Source organism: Bradyrhizobium ingae (assembly GCF_055791185.1).
Genome location: NZ_JBVUBB010000032.1, coordinates 52129 through 69256 on the forward strand (window position 1 = coordinate 52129; position 17128 = coordinate 69256).

The 17128-nt window shown below is 59.7% G+C and carries 15 protein-coding genes; 5 read left to right on the top strand and 10 right to left on the bottom strand.

Annotated features, from left to right (window positions below):
• Positions 1–118: 118 nt before the first annotated feature.
• The 4 genes from ACV1FX_RS32140 (at position 119) to ACV1FX_RS32155 (ending at position 3901) form a co-directional block, all read left to right on the top strand.
• Positions 119–1264 carry an acyl-CoA dehydrogenase family protein gene (locus ACV1FX_RS32140; protein ID WP_473121554.1) on the top strand — a complete coding sequence of 382 codons (1146 nt, stop codon included), beginning with the start codon at positions 119–121 and terminating at the stop codon, positions 1262–1264.
• A 68-nt stretch (positions 1265–1332) separates the two neighbouring features.
• On the top strand, positions 1333–2310 hold the full coding sequence (locus tag ACV1FX_RS32145) for an NADPH:quinone oxidoreductase family protein (RefSeq protein ID WP_473121555.1): 978 nt from the start codon (positions 1333–1335) through the stop codon (positions 2308–2310).
• A 34-nt stretch (positions 2311–2344) separates the two neighbouring features.
• Complete coding sequence (locus tag ACV1FX_RS32150) at positions 2345–3016, top strand: nitroreductase (RefSeq protein WP_473121556.1); 672 nt, start codon at positions 2345–2347, stop codon at positions 3014–3016.
• Positions 3017–3124: 108 nt separating this feature from the next.
• The gene (locus ACV1FX_RS32155; protein ID WP_473121557.1) at positions 3125–3901 is read left to right on the top strand and encodes an enoyl-CoA hydratase-related protein; all 777 of its coding nucleotides are present in this window, start codon (positions 3125–3127) and stop codon (positions 3899–3901) included.
• Between the two features lie 256 nt (positions 3902–4157).
• Here ACV1FX_RS32155 and ACV1FX_RS32160 read toward each other — a convergent pair whose 3' ends face one another.
• Both ACV1FX_RS32160 and ACV1FX_RS32165 read right to left on the bottom strand, forming a co-directional pair.
• Positions 4158–5336, bottom strand: a complete 1179-nt coding sequence (locus tag ACV1FX_RS32160) for a cytochrome P450 (RefSeq protein ID WP_473121558.1) — start codon at positions 5334–5336, stop codon at positions 4158–4160.
• Positions 5337–5351: 15 nt separating this feature from the next.
• The gene (locus ACV1FX_RS32165) at positions 5352–6563 is read right to left on the bottom strand and encodes an ABC transporter substrate-binding protein (RefSeq protein WP_473121559.1); all 1212 of its coding nucleotides are present in this window, start codon (positions 6561–6563) and stop codon (positions 5352–5354) included.
• Between the two features lie 113 nt (positions 6564–6676).
• On the opposite strand from ACV1FX_RS32165, the gene ACV1FX_RS32170 reads away from it, so the two are divergent.
• On the top strand, positions 6677–7156 hold the full coding sequence (locus ACV1FX_RS32170; RefSeq protein WP_473121560.1) for a MarR family winged helix-turn-helix transcriptional regulator: 480 nt from the start codon (positions 6677–6679) through the stop codon (positions 7154–7156).
• A gap of 219 nt (positions 7157–7375) precedes the next feature.
• Here the strand turns inward: ACV1FX_RS32170 and ACV1FX_RS32175 are convergent, their stop codons facing one another.
• From ACV1FX_RS32175 to ACV1FX_RS32210, 8 genes are all read right to left on the bottom strand, one after another.
• Positions 7376–8581, bottom strand: coding sequence for a diaminopropionate ammonia-lyase (locus ACV1FX_RS32175; RefSeq protein WP_473121561.1), 1206 nt, complete (start codon positions 8579–8581; stop codon positions 7376–7378).
• Between the two features lie 171 nt (positions 8582–8752).
• Positions 8753–9973, bottom strand: coding sequence for an allantoate amidohydrolase (locus ACV1FX_RS32180; protein WP_473121562.1), 1221 nt, complete (start codon positions 9971–9973; stop codon positions 8753–8755).
• Between the two features lie 326 nt (positions 9974–10299).
• On the bottom strand, positions 10300–11457 hold the full coding sequence (locus tag ACV1FX_RS32185; protein WP_473121563.1) for a M20 aminoacylase family protein: 1158 nt from the start codon (positions 11455–11457) through the stop codon (positions 10300–10302).
• Positions 11458–11558: 101 nt separating this feature from the next.
• The gene (locus ACV1FX_RS32190; RefSeq protein ID WP_473121594.1) at positions 11559–12608 is read right to left on the bottom strand and encodes an amino acid ABC transporter substrate-binding protein; all 1050 of its coding nucleotides are present in this window, start codon (positions 12606–12608) and stop codon (positions 11559–11561) included.
• A gap of 290 nt (positions 12609–12898) precedes the next feature.
• Positions 12899–13699, bottom strand: coding sequence for an amino acid ABC transporter ATP-binding protein (locus ACV1FX_RS32195; protein WP_473121564.1), 801 nt, complete (start codon positions 13697–13699; stop codon positions 12899–12901).
• A 54-nt stretch (positions 13700–13753) separates the two neighbouring features.
• A complete protein-coding gene (locus tag ACV1FX_RS32200) occupies positions 13754–14896 on the bottom strand; it encodes an amino acid ABC transporter permease (protein ID WP_473121565.1) in 1143 nt (380 codons plus the stop codon).
• The gene (locus ACV1FX_RS32205) at positions 14896–16095 is read right to left on the bottom strand and encodes an amino acid ABC transporter permease (RefSeq protein ID WP_473121566.1); all 1200 of its coding nucleotides are present in this window, start codon (positions 16093–16095) and stop codon (positions 14896–14898) included. Before ACV1FX_RS32205 ends, ACV1FX_RS32200 begins: the two co-directional genes overlap by 1 nt.
• A 111-nt stretch (positions 16096–16206) precedes the next feature.
• A complete protein-coding gene (locus ACV1FX_RS32210; RefSeq protein WP_473121567.1) occupies positions 16207–17103 on the bottom strand; it encodes an amino acid ABC transporter substrate-binding protein in 897 nt (298 codons plus the stop codon).
• Positions 17104–17128 lie beyond the last annotated feature (25 nt).

Here is a 17128-nt window from a genome sequence, read left to right on the forward strand (position 1 = left end):
AGTGTGGACGTTGTCGAAGGCATGCGCGGTAGGTGCAATCGGTAGCGTTTGCACAAATACCGAACCCGGACTGCCGGAAGCGCAATCGCTGCGTTCGTAGAATCGATGAGTGAAACGCATGATCAACTATCAACCCTCTTGGCTCGATTCTGACCTTGAGATGTATCGGGACACAGTATCCCGGTTCATCGACAAGGAAATGGCGCCACAAGACGAAGAGGCGCGCGAACGAGGCAACGTCGGGCACGAACTGTGGCTGAAGGCCGGAGCGCTTGGGCTTCTCTGTTCGGACATTCCGACCGAATATGGCGGTGGCGGAGGGGACTTTCGGCACGAAGCGGTCTTTTACGATGGGATGGCGCGCCGCGGGCTGACGGGAATGAACCCTTCCGTCCACACGATCGTCGCGCATTATCTGCTGAACCACGGGACCGAGGAGCAAAGGCGCGAATACTTGCCGCGCTTGGCGCGTGGAGAGCTCGTGGGAGCGATTGCCATGACTGAGCCGGGGGCGGGCTCGGATCTCCAATCCATTCGGACCCGGGCCGAAAAGCGCGGTGATAGCTATGTGATTAACGGCTCAAAGACCTTCATTTCTAACGGTCTTCTTGCTGGTTTGGTGCTCGTCGTCGCGAAGACTAGTCCAGCCGAGCGTGCGAGCGGAATGTCTATCATTCTGGTCGAGCCTGCAAAATCTCCCGGCTTTAGGGTCGGCCGGTTGCTCGATAAGCTCGGATTGAAGGCTCAGGATACTTCTGAGCTGTTCTTCGACGAGGTCGTCGTGCCGGCCTCAAATCTGCTCGGTGGAGTGGAAGGGCGTGGCTTCTATCAATTGATGTCAGATTTGCCGTATGAGCGCACGATTATCGGCGTCATGGCCGTGGCAGCAATGGAGGGCGCTCTCGAGGCCACACTTGCCTTCGTCCGGGAGCGCAAGGCGTTCGGAAAGTCGATTGCCGAATTTCAGAACACGAAATATCGACTGGCCGAGTTGGCGACCATCACGAAGGTGACGCGCAGCTTTGTCGACGAGTGCGTCGAAGCGTTGGTTTCCGGCACGCTCGATGCGGCAACGGCATCGATGGCCAAACTCTGGGCGTCGGAGCAGCAGGGCAGGGTCATCGATGAGTGCTTGCAGCTGCACGGCGGGTACGGGTTCATGAACGAGTATCTCATTGCCCGCATGTATGCCGACGCTCGCGTGCAGCGCATCTACGGCGGAACCAGTGAAATGATGAAGGAAGTGATCTCCAGAGCGCTCTAGAGGTCGCTGAATTCTATCGCGTGAACTCGATGGTCGATCCGGATCGGCCGCTCGCTCAAGAGGATCTCATGAAAGCAGTCCTGGTCCAAAACTACGACAGCATCGAAAATATCACCATTAAGGAAGTTGCCAGGCCCGAATTGTCGGCGGGGATGGTCCGCGTCCGAATTCAGGCGGCTGCGGTCGGCTTCGTGGACGGCTTGAAAGTGCAGGGCCTGTATCAGACCAAGGACCCGTTGCCGTTTACGCCCGGATCGGAGTTTGCCGGCGTCGTCGACGAGGCGGCCGCTGATGTTGAGGGCTTAGCGCCCGGCACGCCCGTGATCGGGATGGTCATAAATGGTGGCCTTGCCGAATATATTTGCGTCCCGGCAGGCGACCTGTTCGTCACGCCGAAGGGCATAGAGCCGGAGGTCGGCGCCTCCTTCTTCGCTAATTACCTGACCGCGCTGTATGCGCTCAGCGCTCGGGGAAAGCTACAAGAAGGCGAGACACTCCTGATTCTGGGAGCTGCCGGCGGCGTCGGAATAGCTGCTGTCCAGGTCGGAAAGCTGCTGGGTGCCCGCGTCATCGCGGCGGCTTCGACTGAGGAGAAGCGACAATTTGCGATCAATTATGGTGCAGACGCGGGCCTGGATTACACACGTGAAGGGTGGCGCGACGAGTTCAAGGAGCTCACCGGTGGTCACGGTGCGGACGTGATCTATGATCCCGTTGGTGGAGATCTAAGCCTTCAGGCATTCCGTTCGATCGCTTGGAATGGACGGCACTTGGTGGTTGGTTTTGCCTCCGGAACGATTCCGGCGCTGCGGTTCAATCTGCCTCTTCTAAAGGGAGGGGCGCTGCTGGGGGTCGACCTCGCGCAGATTGGTCGTCGTGAACCGGATGTCCGAGATCGGGTCATCGCCCAGCTGTTCACTTGGTTGAGCGACAAGACGCTTGTTCCTGTCGTGGGAAAGGTCTTTGCGTTCGAGGAATTCCACGAAGCGTTCAAAGCGATGACGACGCGCTCGGCCCTAGGAAAGATGGTCGTCCGGATCGGCTGACGACACTCCTCGATTAGGTTTCGGAGAAAATGCTATGAAAGTTTCGGATGCGTTGAATTCGCGGACCTCAGTACGGGCATTCTTGGACTTCCCGGTCCCCGGAGAGATTGTCAAAGAAATCCTGGTTGCGGCCAGCCGCTCGCCTTCCGGCGGAAATCTGCAGCCGTGGCATGTCTGGGCGCTGGGCGGCCAGGAGCTTGCTCGCTTCAAGGCGTTGATGGCCGAGCGCGTCAAGGCCAGCCCGATGGGCGAGAAGTCAGAATACAACATTTACCCACCGGAACTGAAAGCGCCGTATAGAAGTCGGCGATTCAAGAACGGCGAGGATCTCTATCGCACGATTGGAATTCCGCGCGAGGACAAAGCCGCGCGCCTAAGTCAGCTTGCCAAGAATTTCAACTTTTTCGGCGCACCCGTCGGACTATTTTTCGCCATCGATCGCCAGATGGAGCCTGGGCAATGGGCCGATCTCGGTATGTATATGCAGTCCATCATGTTGCTCGCGATGGAGAAGGGATTGAGCACCTGTCCGCAAGAGGCCTGGGCGCTCTGGCACAAGACGGTTGCCGAATTCATCGAGCTGCCGCCCCATCTGATGCTCTTCTGCGGCATGGCTCTTGGTTACATAGACCGCGCACATCCGATTAACAGCTTGCGCGCTGACCGCGCCGACTTGTCGGAGTTTGCAACCATCAGGGGGTTTTGATCGCGAGTCGCTGTCCCGAGCGACTTGCGAAGCCCTACGCCGGATCACGCACGAGTAGTCCATCTCGCGTCCACCACAAGCAGTTCCATTTCGAAAGGCTAAGCTCTCATGGGGTACGAACATGTCAAGGTCGCACGCGAAAGCCAGTGCACGATCGTTACGATCAACAGGCCCGAGGCACACAACGCCTTGAACGCAGCTTGCCACGCGGAACTCGAAAACGTCTTCGACAAGTTTGCTTCCGATGACGACCAGTGGGTGGCGATCATCACGGGAGCAGGACCGAAAGCCTTCTGTGCGGGGCACGACCTGAAGCAACAGGCCGCCGGTGGAGGGCTCGTGACCCCAGCCAAAGGCTTCGGGGGTCTGACGAAGCGTTTTGATCTGGCAAAGCCGGTGATTGCAGCAGTCAACGGAGTTGCGATGGGAGGCGGATTTGAGATCGCGCTGGCGTGCGACATCGTCGTCGCCTCAGAGAATGCTGTGTTCGCTCTGCCCGAGCCACGTGTCGGCTTGGCGGCTCTCGCCGGAGGAATCCAGCGGCTGCCTCATGAAATCGGCTTGAAGCGAGCGATGGGCATGATGCTGACAGGGCGCCGGGTCAATGCGGAGGAAGCGTTCTCTCTGGGTCTCGTCAATGAGGTGGTGAGCGGCGACGTTCTTGAGGCGGCCAGACGTTGGGCCGCCGAGATCCTTGCCTGTAGCCCCATGTCGGTCCGTGCCACCAAGGAAGCGGTTCTCCGGGGGCTGTCGCGCTCCATTTCCGAGGGAGTTTCAGAGGAGTGGGAATACCCGGCCATGAAGGCGATGCTCGCTTCTGCGGATGCGGTGGAAGGGCCACAGGCGTTTGCGGAGAAACGAAAGCCAAATTGGAAGGGGCACTGAGCCTACTTCACCGTGGACTTTAGTGGCTCAAAGAATTTTGAAGTTTTTCCTGGCTTCAACCGTGACCATATATCGTTCACACGATGTTTGGAACGGTCGCAGATGTCTGCGTTGTTCCTCCCAAGACTTGCCGGGCTGTTGTAGCTCAGGTTGCGACAGCCCGGCACTTTTTCCTTGATCCAGAAGTCTCGCAATTGGCCAAAGGTCGTTGCGACCGTTTGACCTTAAAGCGGGCCGACCGCGTGCGTGATACAGCTCATGCCGCCGCCACACGCAACGGCATGCTCTCCAGCCCGCGCAGGGAATTGTTGAGCCTGCGTTTCGGCTCCGCCGCGAGCTCGATGGTCTTCACGCGCCTAGCAAGCTCGCTGAAGATCAACTCGCCTTCCAGGCGCGCGATCATCTGGCCGACGCAGGCGTGGATGCCGGCGCCGAAGCCGACGTGGCCGGTCGCAACCCGCTCGACTTCGAAGCGATCGGCTCGGTCCCACCGCGCCGGATCGCGGTTGGCGGAGGCCATGAACAGCAGCACCTTGCGGTGTGCAGGGATCACGCCGCCTCCGATCTCGACGTCGCGCGAGGTGGTGCGAAAGAACGTCTGCACCGGTGAATCGTAGCGCAGCCCTTCCTCGAAAGCATTGCGCGCTAGCTCCGGCCTGTGGTGGAGCTTGCGGTACTCATCCGGATGCGTGGCGAGCGCGAGCAGGGTGTTGCCGATGCCGTTGACGGTGGTGTCGATCCCGGCGGTGAGGAACGGCCGCACCAGATGCGTTGCCTCGTGCTCGGTGATCTCGCCCTCGTCGGCCGCTTGGTAGATCATCATGCCGAGGCTGTCGGGCCGTAGTGCATCGCGCGCACAACATTGCATGATCCAGTTCTGGGCGGCGAGGCCAGTTTCGCGCGATGCGGCCAGCATCTCGTTCTCCGGCCCGAAGCTGTTGAACACGAAGGTGCTCCAGGCCAGCAGCTTCTCGCGGCCGTCCGGCCGGATGCCGATCGCGTCCGGAAACACCTTCATCGGATAGGCTTCGGCAAGATCGGTCACGGCATCGAACGTGCCTTTGTCGATCAGCTCCGAGACTTTCTTCTCCGCCTCGCGCTGGAACGTCTCGCGCAACTTCCTCGCGACGCCCGGCGACAGCGTACGGCCCAGGACCCGGCGACCCTTGTCATGGTCGGGCGGATCGATCTGCAGCGTCAGCGGCTTTGGCAGTGCAGGGTTCATCCCGTGCAGCCCGACGCCTTCGCCACTGATGAAGGTCTTCCAGTCCTTCAGGGCCGGCTCGACCTCGGCATAGCCCGCCATGGCCCATACGCCGTAACGCTCCAATTCGAACACAGGCCCGAGCGCGCGCAGCGACGCATAGGCAGGATAGGGGTCCATCAGGAAGTCGGGAGCAAAAGGGTCGACCGGGCTGGAGGCGATGCCGCTCATGGGTCAGTTCCGCCGTTATTGCTTGCTAAGCGGGCACTGGCCTTCGCTCTCGGCGCGGAACGCGTCCTCGCCCTTGATGGTGGCGACGACCTTCAAGAGATCCCATGCGGAGGTCGATTCCTCGGGCGACTTCACCTGGAGCAAATAGAGCGGATGAATCTTGCGTCCGTCCTTGCGGATATAGCCCTTGCCGAACAGCGGATCGTCGGTCGGCATCTCCTTCATTGCGGCGACGACGGCCTTGCCGTCCTTGGCGCCGCCGGCCTTGTCGACCGCCTTGAGGTAGTGAATGACCGAGACATAGACGCCGGCCTGCATGTCGTTCGGATAGGCCTTCGAGGGAATCCGCTCGGCGAAGCGCTTGGCGAACGCGCGCGTGCCGTCGTTCAGGTCCCAGTAGAACGGATTCATGATCTGCGCGCCCTGCGCAAAGTTCAGGCCGAGCGAGGGAAGGCCGTTCATGCCCAGGATCAATCCGACCAGTCTGTGGTCCTTGGTCAGCCCGAACTCGGCGGCTTGCTTCATCGAGGTGATAGTGTCGTCGCCGGCATTGGCGAAGCCGATCACGTTCGCGCCCGAAGCCTGCGCCTGCAGCAGAAACGAGGCGTAGTCGGCCGTTCCGAGCGGATGCCGCACGCTGCCGAGCACCTCGCCGCCGGAGGCTTTCACGGCCTCCGCGGCCTGCTTCTCCAGATCATGACCGAAGGCATAGTCGGCGGTGATGAAGAACCATTTCTTGCCGCCCTGCTGCACGATCGCTTTCCCGAGGCCGCGCCCATAGGCATAGGTGTCGTAGGTCCAGTGCACTGTGTTCGGCGTGCACTTCTCGCCGGTCAGCAGGACCGTACCGGCGCCAGATCCGACGAACACCTTGTTTTTCTCGGCGCTCATGCCGGCGACCGCGAGCGCGATCGACGAGTTCGGAATGTCGAAGATCGCATCGACGCTCTCGTTCTCGTACCAGCGCCGGGCGATGCCGATCCCGATGTCGGTCTTGTTCTGATGGTCGGCCGCGACGACCTCGACCGGCTTGCCGGCGGCCTTTCCGCCGAAATCCTCGACGGCCATCTTGGCTGCGACGACCGAGCCGGTGCCCTGATAGCTTGCAAACGGACCCGACTGGTCGTTCAGGATGCCGATCTTGACGACATCCTGCGCGAAGGCTGGTACCGCGACGACCAGCATCAGGGCCAAAATGCACAATTTGTGCAGGAATTTACTGTTCATTGTGTCCCTCCCATGTGCGCTCTTGCATATGCGGTCTTGGCGCCGCTGAATAATAGTTATATTTTATAGCTATTTTTGAGAGTGTCAATTCGCCCCGTCCTGGATTGAGGATCATGAGCTCGAAACCGGTAAGATCCGGAGCTAAGTCGGCCCCGCAGTCGGAGAGGTCGCTGGATTTGCACGCGCTGCAGCGGACCCCCGGCTTCATGCTGCGCCTTGCGCAGCTGAAATTCTTCGAGGGCTTCTACGAGGAATTTGCTGCCCTCGGCCTGACGCCGGCGACCTATGCGATCTTCGCCGTCGTCCGCGATAATCCCGGCGTGCCGCCGAGCAGCCTCGCCAGCCTGCTCCGGCTGCGTTTGCCGAACCTGATCAAGATCCTGAACGAGCTGGAATCGTCCGGCTTCATCAGGCGCAACCGCTCGAAATCCGATCGCCGCGCGGTCGAGCTCATGCTGACGCCGAAGGGGGCAAAACTCATTGCCGAGGGGGCAAGGCTGACGCAGCCCTACAATGAAAGGATGCTGGCGCCGCTCAGCGAGGTCGAGCAGCGCACGCTGCTCGATCTGCTGAACCGCATCCTGCCGCTTTAGGACGGGTCCAGCAAGCTGGATGTAGCGATGCCCCGCCGTCGATACGGGGCCGCCGGGCTCGGGCCTTACGGGGTGGTCCAGGGCTTTCGTTTGCAGGCACGCGGGTGGCCGAACTCCTCGACGCCCGATGCGACGTCTGACGTCGTGGCCGTTCCGCGCGCTGAGAGTGCCTCCGTTTCCTTCGCGGTGCGCTCCCCAGTGAATTGAGCTCTTTGCAGTTCAATGCTTGCTGAGCGCTCTTGCCGTGACGTCCTCGGGACGAATGCCCACAAGCTTCCGATAGAGCACCGGATCAGTCGCCCCCTCGGTATTGATCAGGAAGACGGATGAATCTGGGCCGAGCCCGATCTCGGCACGCAGCGCCGGCTCACCCGCCACCTTTGCCAATCCAGCGAGACCGACGCCGCCGCTTTCGCCGGCGACGATTGCCGGATCGCCGTCGACGGGATACGCGAGATCCTTCATCGTCGCGATCGCCTCATCGTCCTCAACGGTCATGAAAGCATCGGCAACGCGGGAGAGAATTCGCCAGGCAACCAGGGATGGCTCGTAGCATTCGAGCATCGCCATGACCGTCGGCTTGTCATGCGGAATCTTTAAGATGTGGCCGGCCTTGGCACTCTCAAAAAGGCAGGCGGCTCGCGCCGGGTCCACCACAGTGAGGAAAGGTCTGTCATTCCCGAAGACGAGTGCAAAATGTGCCGCAACTGCCGCAGCAATCCCGCCGACACCTGCTTGAACAAACACGTGGGTTGGAGGCTTCGGTAGCGTTGCAAGCGCCTCACGAAGCAGTGCCGTGTAGCCCTGCATGACAAGGTGCGGGATGCGTTCATAACCTGGCCACGATGTGTCGGAGACCACGATCCAGCCCCGCTCGCTGGCGACACTCGAAGCCGTCGCAACGGAATCATCGTAGTTGCCCTCAACATGCTCGATGCGAGCACCATAGCGGGCGATCGCTCGGCATCGCTCGTCACTAACGCCCGCATGGACAAAGATGACGCAGTTTGCGCCGACCAGTTGCGCGCCTTGTGCCACCGACCGGCCGTGGTTGCCGTCGGTAGCACAGGTCACCGTTAGTCCCGCGGCGACTGCGGCCACCTCAGGTGAGCGCCACTCGGAAACGTCGACCGGACGGCCGAGTTGTTTAGACGCTAACTCGAGGACAAGCTGGATGACGGCATAAGCTCCTCCGAGCGCTTTGAAGCTGCCGAGACCAAGGCGGTGTCCCTCGTCCTTGAGGTATACGGACTCGACACCCAAGCGACGCGCAAGAGCCGGAAGGGAAACCAGTGGGGTCGGGGTCGCCCCCTCTCGATGTTGGAGAAAGCGCTCCACCGCTTGAGCCGCCTCAATGCCGAGAGCGTCGGCATCGGAAGGATCGAGTGCAGAACGATAGTCACTGAGAGTATTGCGGAGCAACATGGCGTCATCTTCCGTTGAGCAAGTTCATCATAGATACCGTCCTCAATGTGATCACGGCGCTACAATTTCACCCGGATATCGCAGAAATCCCTCTCGCTCACGCCCTCAAATGAGCGTTTCGCGTCGGCGACGTTCGAGGCGTGCGTCGGGTCAAGCGTTGAACCCTCTTACTCATTGGCTCAGCTTCCTCGCGACATCGAGAAGGACGTTTGCGCCCGCGATCAGCTCATGATCGGCCGTGAACTCTGCGGGGTTATGACTAATCCCGCCCTTCGATGGCACGAATATCATTGCCGCCGGCGCAACGCGCGCTATCATTTGCGCGTCGTGACCTGCGCCTGACGTCATTCGCCGGCAGAGTAGCTGCCGCTGGCCAGCGGACTCCTCAACGGCGCTCACAATTTCAGGCGCGAATATCACCGGCTCAAAGCGAGCCAAACGCTCGGTCCTTACCTCGTAGCCTTCGATGACAAGTCCGTCCAAGAACCTCTGAAGCGCCGCCTCCTGAGATTTCAGCCGATCCTCGTCGGGATTCCTCAGGTCGACGGTGAAAATAGCGGCTGACGGAATCACGTTGATCGCGTTCGGTTCGAATCGGATGGTGCCGACCGTCGCCACGGCGTCCTGCGTTCTTCGCGCTAGGTCATCAAGGAAGGCGATAACTCGTCCCGCTGCAACACCGGCATCGCGACGCATCACCATGGGCGTGGTTCCTGCGTGGTTCGCCGTGCCGGTTATTGACACCCTTTGCCACGAAATGCCCTGGAGGTTTTCGACAGCACCGATAGGCAGGCCTTCGGCTTCCAAGACAGGGCCCTGTTCTATGTGAAGTTCGACGTAAGCATGGGGTCGCAGGAATCCCGGTTCTCGGGATCCGGCGTAGCCGATACGAGCAAGCTCTGCACCAAGGGTGGTTCCGTCGGTCCCGATGGCAGAAAGAGCATCGTCGGTAGCGAGTCCTCCGGCCGCGACGAGGCTGCCCATCATGTCAGGAGCGAAGCGTACGCCCTCTTCGTTGGTGTAGGCGACTACGGCGAGAGGCCGGGCCGGTCGAAGGCTCGCTTGCTGCATTGCTTCGATCACTGCCAAACCCGCCAGCACGCCAAAGCAGCCATCGTAGATGCCGGCGTCGATGACCGTATCGATATGGGATCCCATCACGACCGGCTCACCTGAAGCATCTTCCGGCTCCCAGATGCCATAGATGTTACCAATGCGGTCGACTTCGATCCGCAGGCCTGCCTGCTTCAACCATTCACAAAGAAGGTCTCGCCCCTCGCGATCGGCATCGGTGCCGGCAACACGGCAGAGGCGACCAGCTTCGTCTCGGCCGGTCGAGCCCAGTTCTTTGATACGCTCGGTGAGGCGAGCTGCGTCAATCGCAATAGTCATTGTCACCCATCCATGGAGGCCGCCTTCAGGCAGGTTTGTCAGCTGCCGCGACCCGTTTTGATAATCAGATCTGATCGTTCGTCATGTCTCGAGTTGCTCGACAGAAGGTCAATGCTCTCTGAGAACTTGCCCCAAGAATAGCTTCAGGCGATCCCTCCTCGGCTGACCGTACACGGCATGCGGGCTGTCCGACCCGACGATTTGCCCGTGGTCCATGAAGACGACGCGATCGGCAACGGGAGCGAACGTGGTCGGCGCTCCACCAGCGCCACGCGGGCGTTGTAAGTGTTCATCAAAGATTGATCGAGGCAGGTTGCAGCTCCGCGTTATGTTGCTGGTAGTCGACGCCGCGTGATTGCGACATGGAGCTTGGTGCCGGTAAGAAGCCCCTCGTCGTTGAAGTCGTAGCTTGGGTTGTGCAAGGGAGCAGAGTTCGTGCCATTGCCTACGAACAGAAAGCAGCCCGGCACGTGCGCCAGAAATCGTGCGAAGTCTTCCGATCCAGTCATAGGTTCACGTGCGGTCGCGACATTCTCTGGCGGAGCGACGGTATGTGCGGCGGCAAACGCCTCCTCGACGAGGGCAGGGTCGTTCAGGAGCGGCACAAACTCGCGCGTATATGTAACCTCGACGGCAAGATTGTAGGTGCGGGCGGTTCCTTCAGCAATCGCACGCATCTGGGCCTCGATCTCCGCGCTGACTTCGGGGCGGAAGCTGCGTGCATCGCCCAGGATTCGTGCCAGTCCTGGTAGCGCGTTTCGGGTACCGTCGGTAATGAGCTCGGTCACCGAGACAACACCGATATCGGTCGGGCTCAGCCGCCGAGACACTATCGACTGAATATTCATGACGGTCGCGCAGGCGGCCACAAGGGTCTCTTTGCCTTGATGAGGACGGGCGGCGTGGCCGCCGATGCCCTTCAGTACAATTTCGAAGTTGTCCTCTGCCGACATAATGGGCCCGACACGGGTTTGCACGTGCCCGACCGCAAGACCTGGCATGTTATGGAGGCCATAAATTTCCTCGAACGGAAACCGTTTCATCAAACCATCATCGAGCATCGCGAGCGCGCCTCGGCCCCATTCCTCGGCGGGTTGGAAGACAAAGCGCACGGTGCCATCGAACCCACCTCCTTCGGACAGAAGCTTGGCGGCCCCAAGAAGCATCGCGGTATGACCATCATGCCCGCACGCATGCATAACACCGGGATTGAGCGACCGATGGTCAATCTCCCCTTGCTCAGAGATGCGCAGTGCGTCCATGTCGGCGCGCAGCGCGATGCAGCGATTGCCCGTTCCGCGCCTTAGCGTGCCAACCACTCCCGTACCGCCGACTCCCTCAGTAACGTCGTCCAAACCAAATTCACGGAGCTTTGCCGCCACGAAGGCTGCTGTGCGGCGCTCCTCGAACCCGAATTCTGGATGCCGATGGAGATCGCGTCTCCACTCCGTCATTTCGCGGTCCAGCGTCGCAAAGTGGGTCATTGGCGTGCCTCCTTGGAAAGTGCGTGCGTACGTGTTGCGCGTGGCATTCCGGGTGGAGATCCACCCGGAAAGTGATCATCGTGAAATGTATCTCGTTGCGATCAACGCATCGGCGGGGCGTATTGCGCGCCGCCATCTTTCACGAGGCGGTTGATGCCGCGGGGAATGCCCAGCGGTACAATATTGCGATCCCAGATCTCGGCGAAGTTTCCGACCGCCTTAACTGCGTTCACAGCCCACTGGGTGTCCAAGCCCAAAGCCGCACCGAGATTGTTCGTCTCGCCCATGAAACGCTGAATTTGGGGGTTGGCGCTCTTACGGAACGTTTCTATGTTTGATTGGGTAATGCCGAACTCCTCGGCGGTGAGCAGCGCGACATGCGTCCAGCGGACGATGTCGAAAAAGCGTTGGTCACCTTTGCGGACGAAGATTCCGAGAGGCTCTTTCGATATGATTTCGGGTAGCACGACATAGTTGTCGCCCGCGGGACCCAGCGTCGCCTTGAACGCACCCAGTTGCGCACTGTCATTCGTGTAGGCGTCGCAGCGGTCGCTCGTCAGCGCGTCGCGGATCTGTTCTAGCTTCTCAATGACAACAGGTTTTAGTTCAAGCTTATTGGCTCGAAAATAGTCGACGAGGTTCACCTCGCCGGTCGAGCCAGGCTCCACACAGACGGATGCGCCGTTGAGATCCAGCGCACTTTTTGCACCAATGCTTTTCTTTACGAGAAAACCTTGGCCATCATAGAAGTAGACTGCAGCGACCTCCAGACCGAGACTGGCCTCACGGGTGAGAGTCCAGGTCGTATATCGCGCAATGAGGTCGACTTCGCCAGACTGCAGTGCGGGGAAGCGTGTAAGACTAGTCAAAGAAGTGAAGCGCGCCTTCGCGGGATCGCCGAAGATTGCGGCTGCGACGGAACGGCAGAGGTCAACATCGAGCCCCTGCATGACGCCCTTGCTGTCGGCGAAACTAAAGCCGGGCTTGTCCCCCGAGATGCCACAGATCAGATATCCGCGGGCCTTGATGGCACCGAGCGTGTCTACTGTACCGGCTGCTGCGGGTGAGTTCTGTGCCTGAGCTTGAGCGGCCAACGGCGCGATCGCGAACGCTGCTGCGCAGATCGTCGTGCGCAGGGCCCGGCGCAACACGTCGTGGCGTTTCGCGAGCGTCGAACAGTACAAATCCGAATGTCGCATAGTGCAGTCCTCCTTCAAAGGCAGTGCGGTTGCTCGCGTTGATCGTTCCCGGTCTCTTCATCTTAGGACGGGATCTGCGCTGGCTAGGATGCGTTCGATCAGGCGAGTTGCGTCAATCGCAAGAGTCATTGCCATCCATCCATAGAGCCGCCTCCGGGACCAGCCCCTCGTCGAGCCGCGGCCTCCCGTTGTGCCAATCAAATCCGTCGATTCGGTATTTCCCGAGGTGGCCCATCGGAAGGTCAGTGCTCCCTAAGAACCTGACCTAAGAATAGCTTGAGACGATCGGTCCTTGGTTGGCCAAACACCGCCTGCGGACTTCCAGATTCGACGATCTGGCCGTGGTCCATGAACACGACGCGATCGGCAACTTCGCGGGCAAATCCCATCTCATGGGTGACGCAAATCATCGTCATGCCGTCCCTCGCGAGCGAAACCATCGTATCGAGCACCTCTTTGACCATCTCCGGATCGAGAGCCGACGTTGGTTCGTCGAACAGCATGATCTTAGGCTTCATGCACAGGGCGCGGGCGATGGCGACGCGCTGTTGCTGTCCGCCCGAAAGTTGTCCCGGAAACTTATTGGCTTGATCGGGAATGCGGACGCGCTCCAGGTAGGCTCTAGCTTGCGCATCGGCGTCTGCACGAGCGATGCCGCGCACGAGCATAGGTGCGAGTGTGCAGTTTTCGAGTACTGTCAGGTGCGGGAACAAATTGAAGCTTTGGAATACCATCCCGACTTCCCGTCGAATGGCATCCAGATGAGCGACATCGTTGTCGACCTGTATGCCGTCCACGAAGATCTTACCCTGCTGATGTTCCTCGAGATTGTTGATACAGCGGATAAGCGTGGACTTGCCCGAGCCCGAAGGCCCGCAGATCACGACCCGTTCGCCGGCTGCCACGTCCAGATCGACGTCCCGAAGTACGTGCAGGCTACCGTACCACTTGTTGACCTTCTGTATCGAAACGGCAGTCGCCTTTGTTGGCGAACTGGCCTCGGCGATCGCTGGCTCGATCACTTTAAGTCCCTTTCGAGTCATCTGGGGTCTCTCGCAGGAGGGGCGGTTCAAGAACTCGCCCGGGGTGATTAATGACTAGCGGTGTCTATGCATGTTGAGGCCGATCTCCAGCCATTGGCTGTATCTCGACATTGCGAAGCAGAAGGCGAAGTAGATCAGGCCGGCAAAGATGTAGGTTTCCACTCCGAATCCTTGCCAAGCTGGCTCGGCGACGGCGACCTGCGCCGAGTGCAGAAGGTCGTATAGACCGATGACCAGGACCAGCGAGGTGTCCTTAAAGAACCCGATGAAGTTGTTTACGAGCGGCGGAATGACGGTCCGCAAGGCCTGCGGGAGCACGATCCGTCTTGAAGTCTGCCAATAGGAAAGCCCCAACACGTACGCAGCCTCGTACTGCCCCTTCGGAAGCGCTTGCAGACCGCCGCGCACGACTTCCGCTAGATACGCGGCAAAGAACAGGATGATGGCAATCTGGGCTCGAAGTAGTTTGTCGAGATTGACGCCTTCGGGCATCAACAGCGGAAACATTACGCTCGCCATGAAAAGGAGGGTAATCAGGGGGACGCCGCGAATGACTTCGACATAGGCGACGCAGAGCCATTTGATGAACGGAAGGTCCGAGCGTCGGCCGAGCGCTACGAAGACTGACAACGGAAACGCGATCGCCACCCCGATAGTCGCAATGATAAGCGTGAGTGCCAGGCCGCCCCAGTTCACCTGGGAAACGAATGTGAGCCCGAAAATGCCGCCCCACATGAGAAGTCCAATCAGGAGGAGCGTAAGCATCCACACTGCTGCGAGTTCGATGCGCCAGAACCGCTTCATTGCTGACACGACGAACAATCCAACGAAGAGTGCAATAACGACCGTTGGTCGCCATTGCTGCTCGAACGGATATAGTCCGAAAAGGATGAAGCGGTACTTCTCCCCGATGACTGCCCAGCAAGCCCCACTTCCTAGCGCTCTGCAGCTATCCGTGATGGGACCCTGTGGACCGGATGGAACTTGCCAGACGGCATTCACGAAAGCCCATTGGAACAGCGAGAGGCCTGCCTTCGCCATGACCGCGAGCAAGATCAATGTCGTGAGCGAGGAAAGCCAGGAGTAGAAGAGATTTTCCCGCGCCCAAGCGAAGAACCCGCCACCGATCAATTCCGGGCGTTCGCGCGCTTCAATGAGGGTCGGATTGACGATGTGTTCAACGAAAGCGGCCATCATCAGCGCTCCACCAGGGCCACGCGTGCGTTGTAGATGTTCATCAGAAGACTGATCGAAAGACTGATCGTCAAATAGACCGCCATGATGATGCCCACGAGTTCGATGGACTGACCCGTTTGATTCATCGAGGTCGTCGCGACGGACACAATGTCCTGGTAACCGATCGCGACGGCGAGGGAGGAGCCTTTGGTCACATTTAGATATTGGCTGGTCAACGGAGGCACGATGACGCGCAACGCCTGCGGAAATACGATCCACGTCAGAATGTTTTTCGGATGGAGCCCAAGGGCGCGCGCCGCTTCGTGCTGCCCACGACCCACCGATTCGAGGCCCGATCGAACGATTTCGGCGATGAAGGCGGCATTGTAGACGACGAGACCTACAAGAAGTGCGAAGAATTCGGGAGATACAGTGACGCCGCCGCGAATGTTGAAACCCTTCGGCTGCGGCATGTCGATGTCTACGGATGCGCCGAGCGCGACTGCCACGACAAGGGGGATGACGACCAGAAGGAGCGTGGCTACGGGCCAGAGCGACCTTGCGCGGCCGTCCTCCAGTTGCCTGCGCGACGCTCTCTTCGCGTACAGCGTCGTTGCCACCAGGCCAAGCACAAAGGCGAGCAGCGTCCAACTATGCGCGGTTTGCCAATCGAGAACGGGGAAGCTCAATCCACGATTCGACAGAAAAACACCGACGACGGGATTTAGAGCTTGCCGCACCGGCGGCAATTTCTGGAGGATAGTGTACCAAAGAAAGAGCTGTAGCAGGAGCGGGACATCGCGGAATAAATCGACGTAAATGGAAGCAAGCTTGGCGAGCAGCCAATTCTTCGAAATGCGCGCGATGCCGATGGCGGTGCCGAGAATGGTCCCAAGAATGATAGCCCAGGACGCGACCCACAGCGTATTCAGCGTCCCTATGAGAAGCGCGCGGAAATAGCTGTCTGCCGGCGTGTAAGAGATCAAGTGTTCCGCAATAGGCAGGCCCGCTTCGCGAGTAAGGAAGCCGAAACCCGAGGAGATGTTGCGCGCTGCGAGATTGTGATGGAGGTTGCCTGCGAGCCAGAAGACGCTTCCAAACAAGGCGAGCGCCGCGAGCGCTTGCCAACCAAATCTACGAACGGCGACGTTTGAAACAAACGAGCCCAGCATTGTTGCCCGACGATTGTGCGTCTGTATGCCGTTGTTGAGTGCCGTCATGTCGCTCTGCCACGAACTGCAAGAAGTGGGTCAAATTGAGGGTACATCTCCCCAGGAGAAGACGAGAGGATCGCCGGAAGGCCTTCCTCTCGCCGCCGCTCGCGAGCGGTATCAACGCATCGGGGGAGCGTATTGAAGGCCACCATCCTTCGCGAGGCGGTTTACGCCGCGCTGAATTCCCAGGCTGGCGATGGTGCGGTCCCACAACTCGGCGGTATTGCCGACGGCCTTGACCACATTGACGGCCCATTGTGGATCCAGGCCTAGGGCGGCGCCCAGATCGCCGGTCTCGCCCATGAAGCGTTGATTTTGCGGATCGCGCGTCTTCCGGAAGGTGTCGATATTGCTTTTGGCGATACCGAGCTCCTCGGCGGTCAGCATGGCGATGTAAGTCCAGCGAACTATGTCGAAGAAGCGCTGGTCGCCCTTGCGCACGAAGATTCCCAGCGGTTCCTTTGAAATGATCTCGGGAAGAAGAATGTATTCGTCGCCGGCCGGTCCCATTGCAAGCTTCAGGGAGCCGAGTTGCGAGGCATCGTTCGTATAGGCGTCACATCGGTTGTTTGCCAACGCATCGCGAACCTGTTCGATCTTTTCGATGACGACAGGCTTCAGTCCGAGATTGTGGGCGCGGAAGAAGTCGACCATGTTGGCTTCGCTTGTCGTGCCCTGCGTCACGCAGACGGTCGCACCGTCGAGCTCCAGCGCGCCTTTTACGCCGAGGCTCTTCTTTGCCATGAACCCCTGGCCGTCATAGAAATAGACCGAGGCAACGTCTAGACCTAGGCTGGCTTCGCGAGTGAGTGTCCACGTGGTGAAGCGAGCCAACATGTCGACTTCGCCTGATTGGAGTGCAGGGAAGCGTGTCAAGCTGGTGAGGGAGGTGAAGCGAATCTTCTCCGGGTCGCCGAAGATCGCGGCCGCGACCGAGCGGCAGATGTCCGCATCCAGTCCTTGCATCACGCCTTTGCTGTCCGGGAAGCTGAAGCCCGGCCGATCGCCTGCCACTCCGCAGATCAAGTACCCGCGTGCC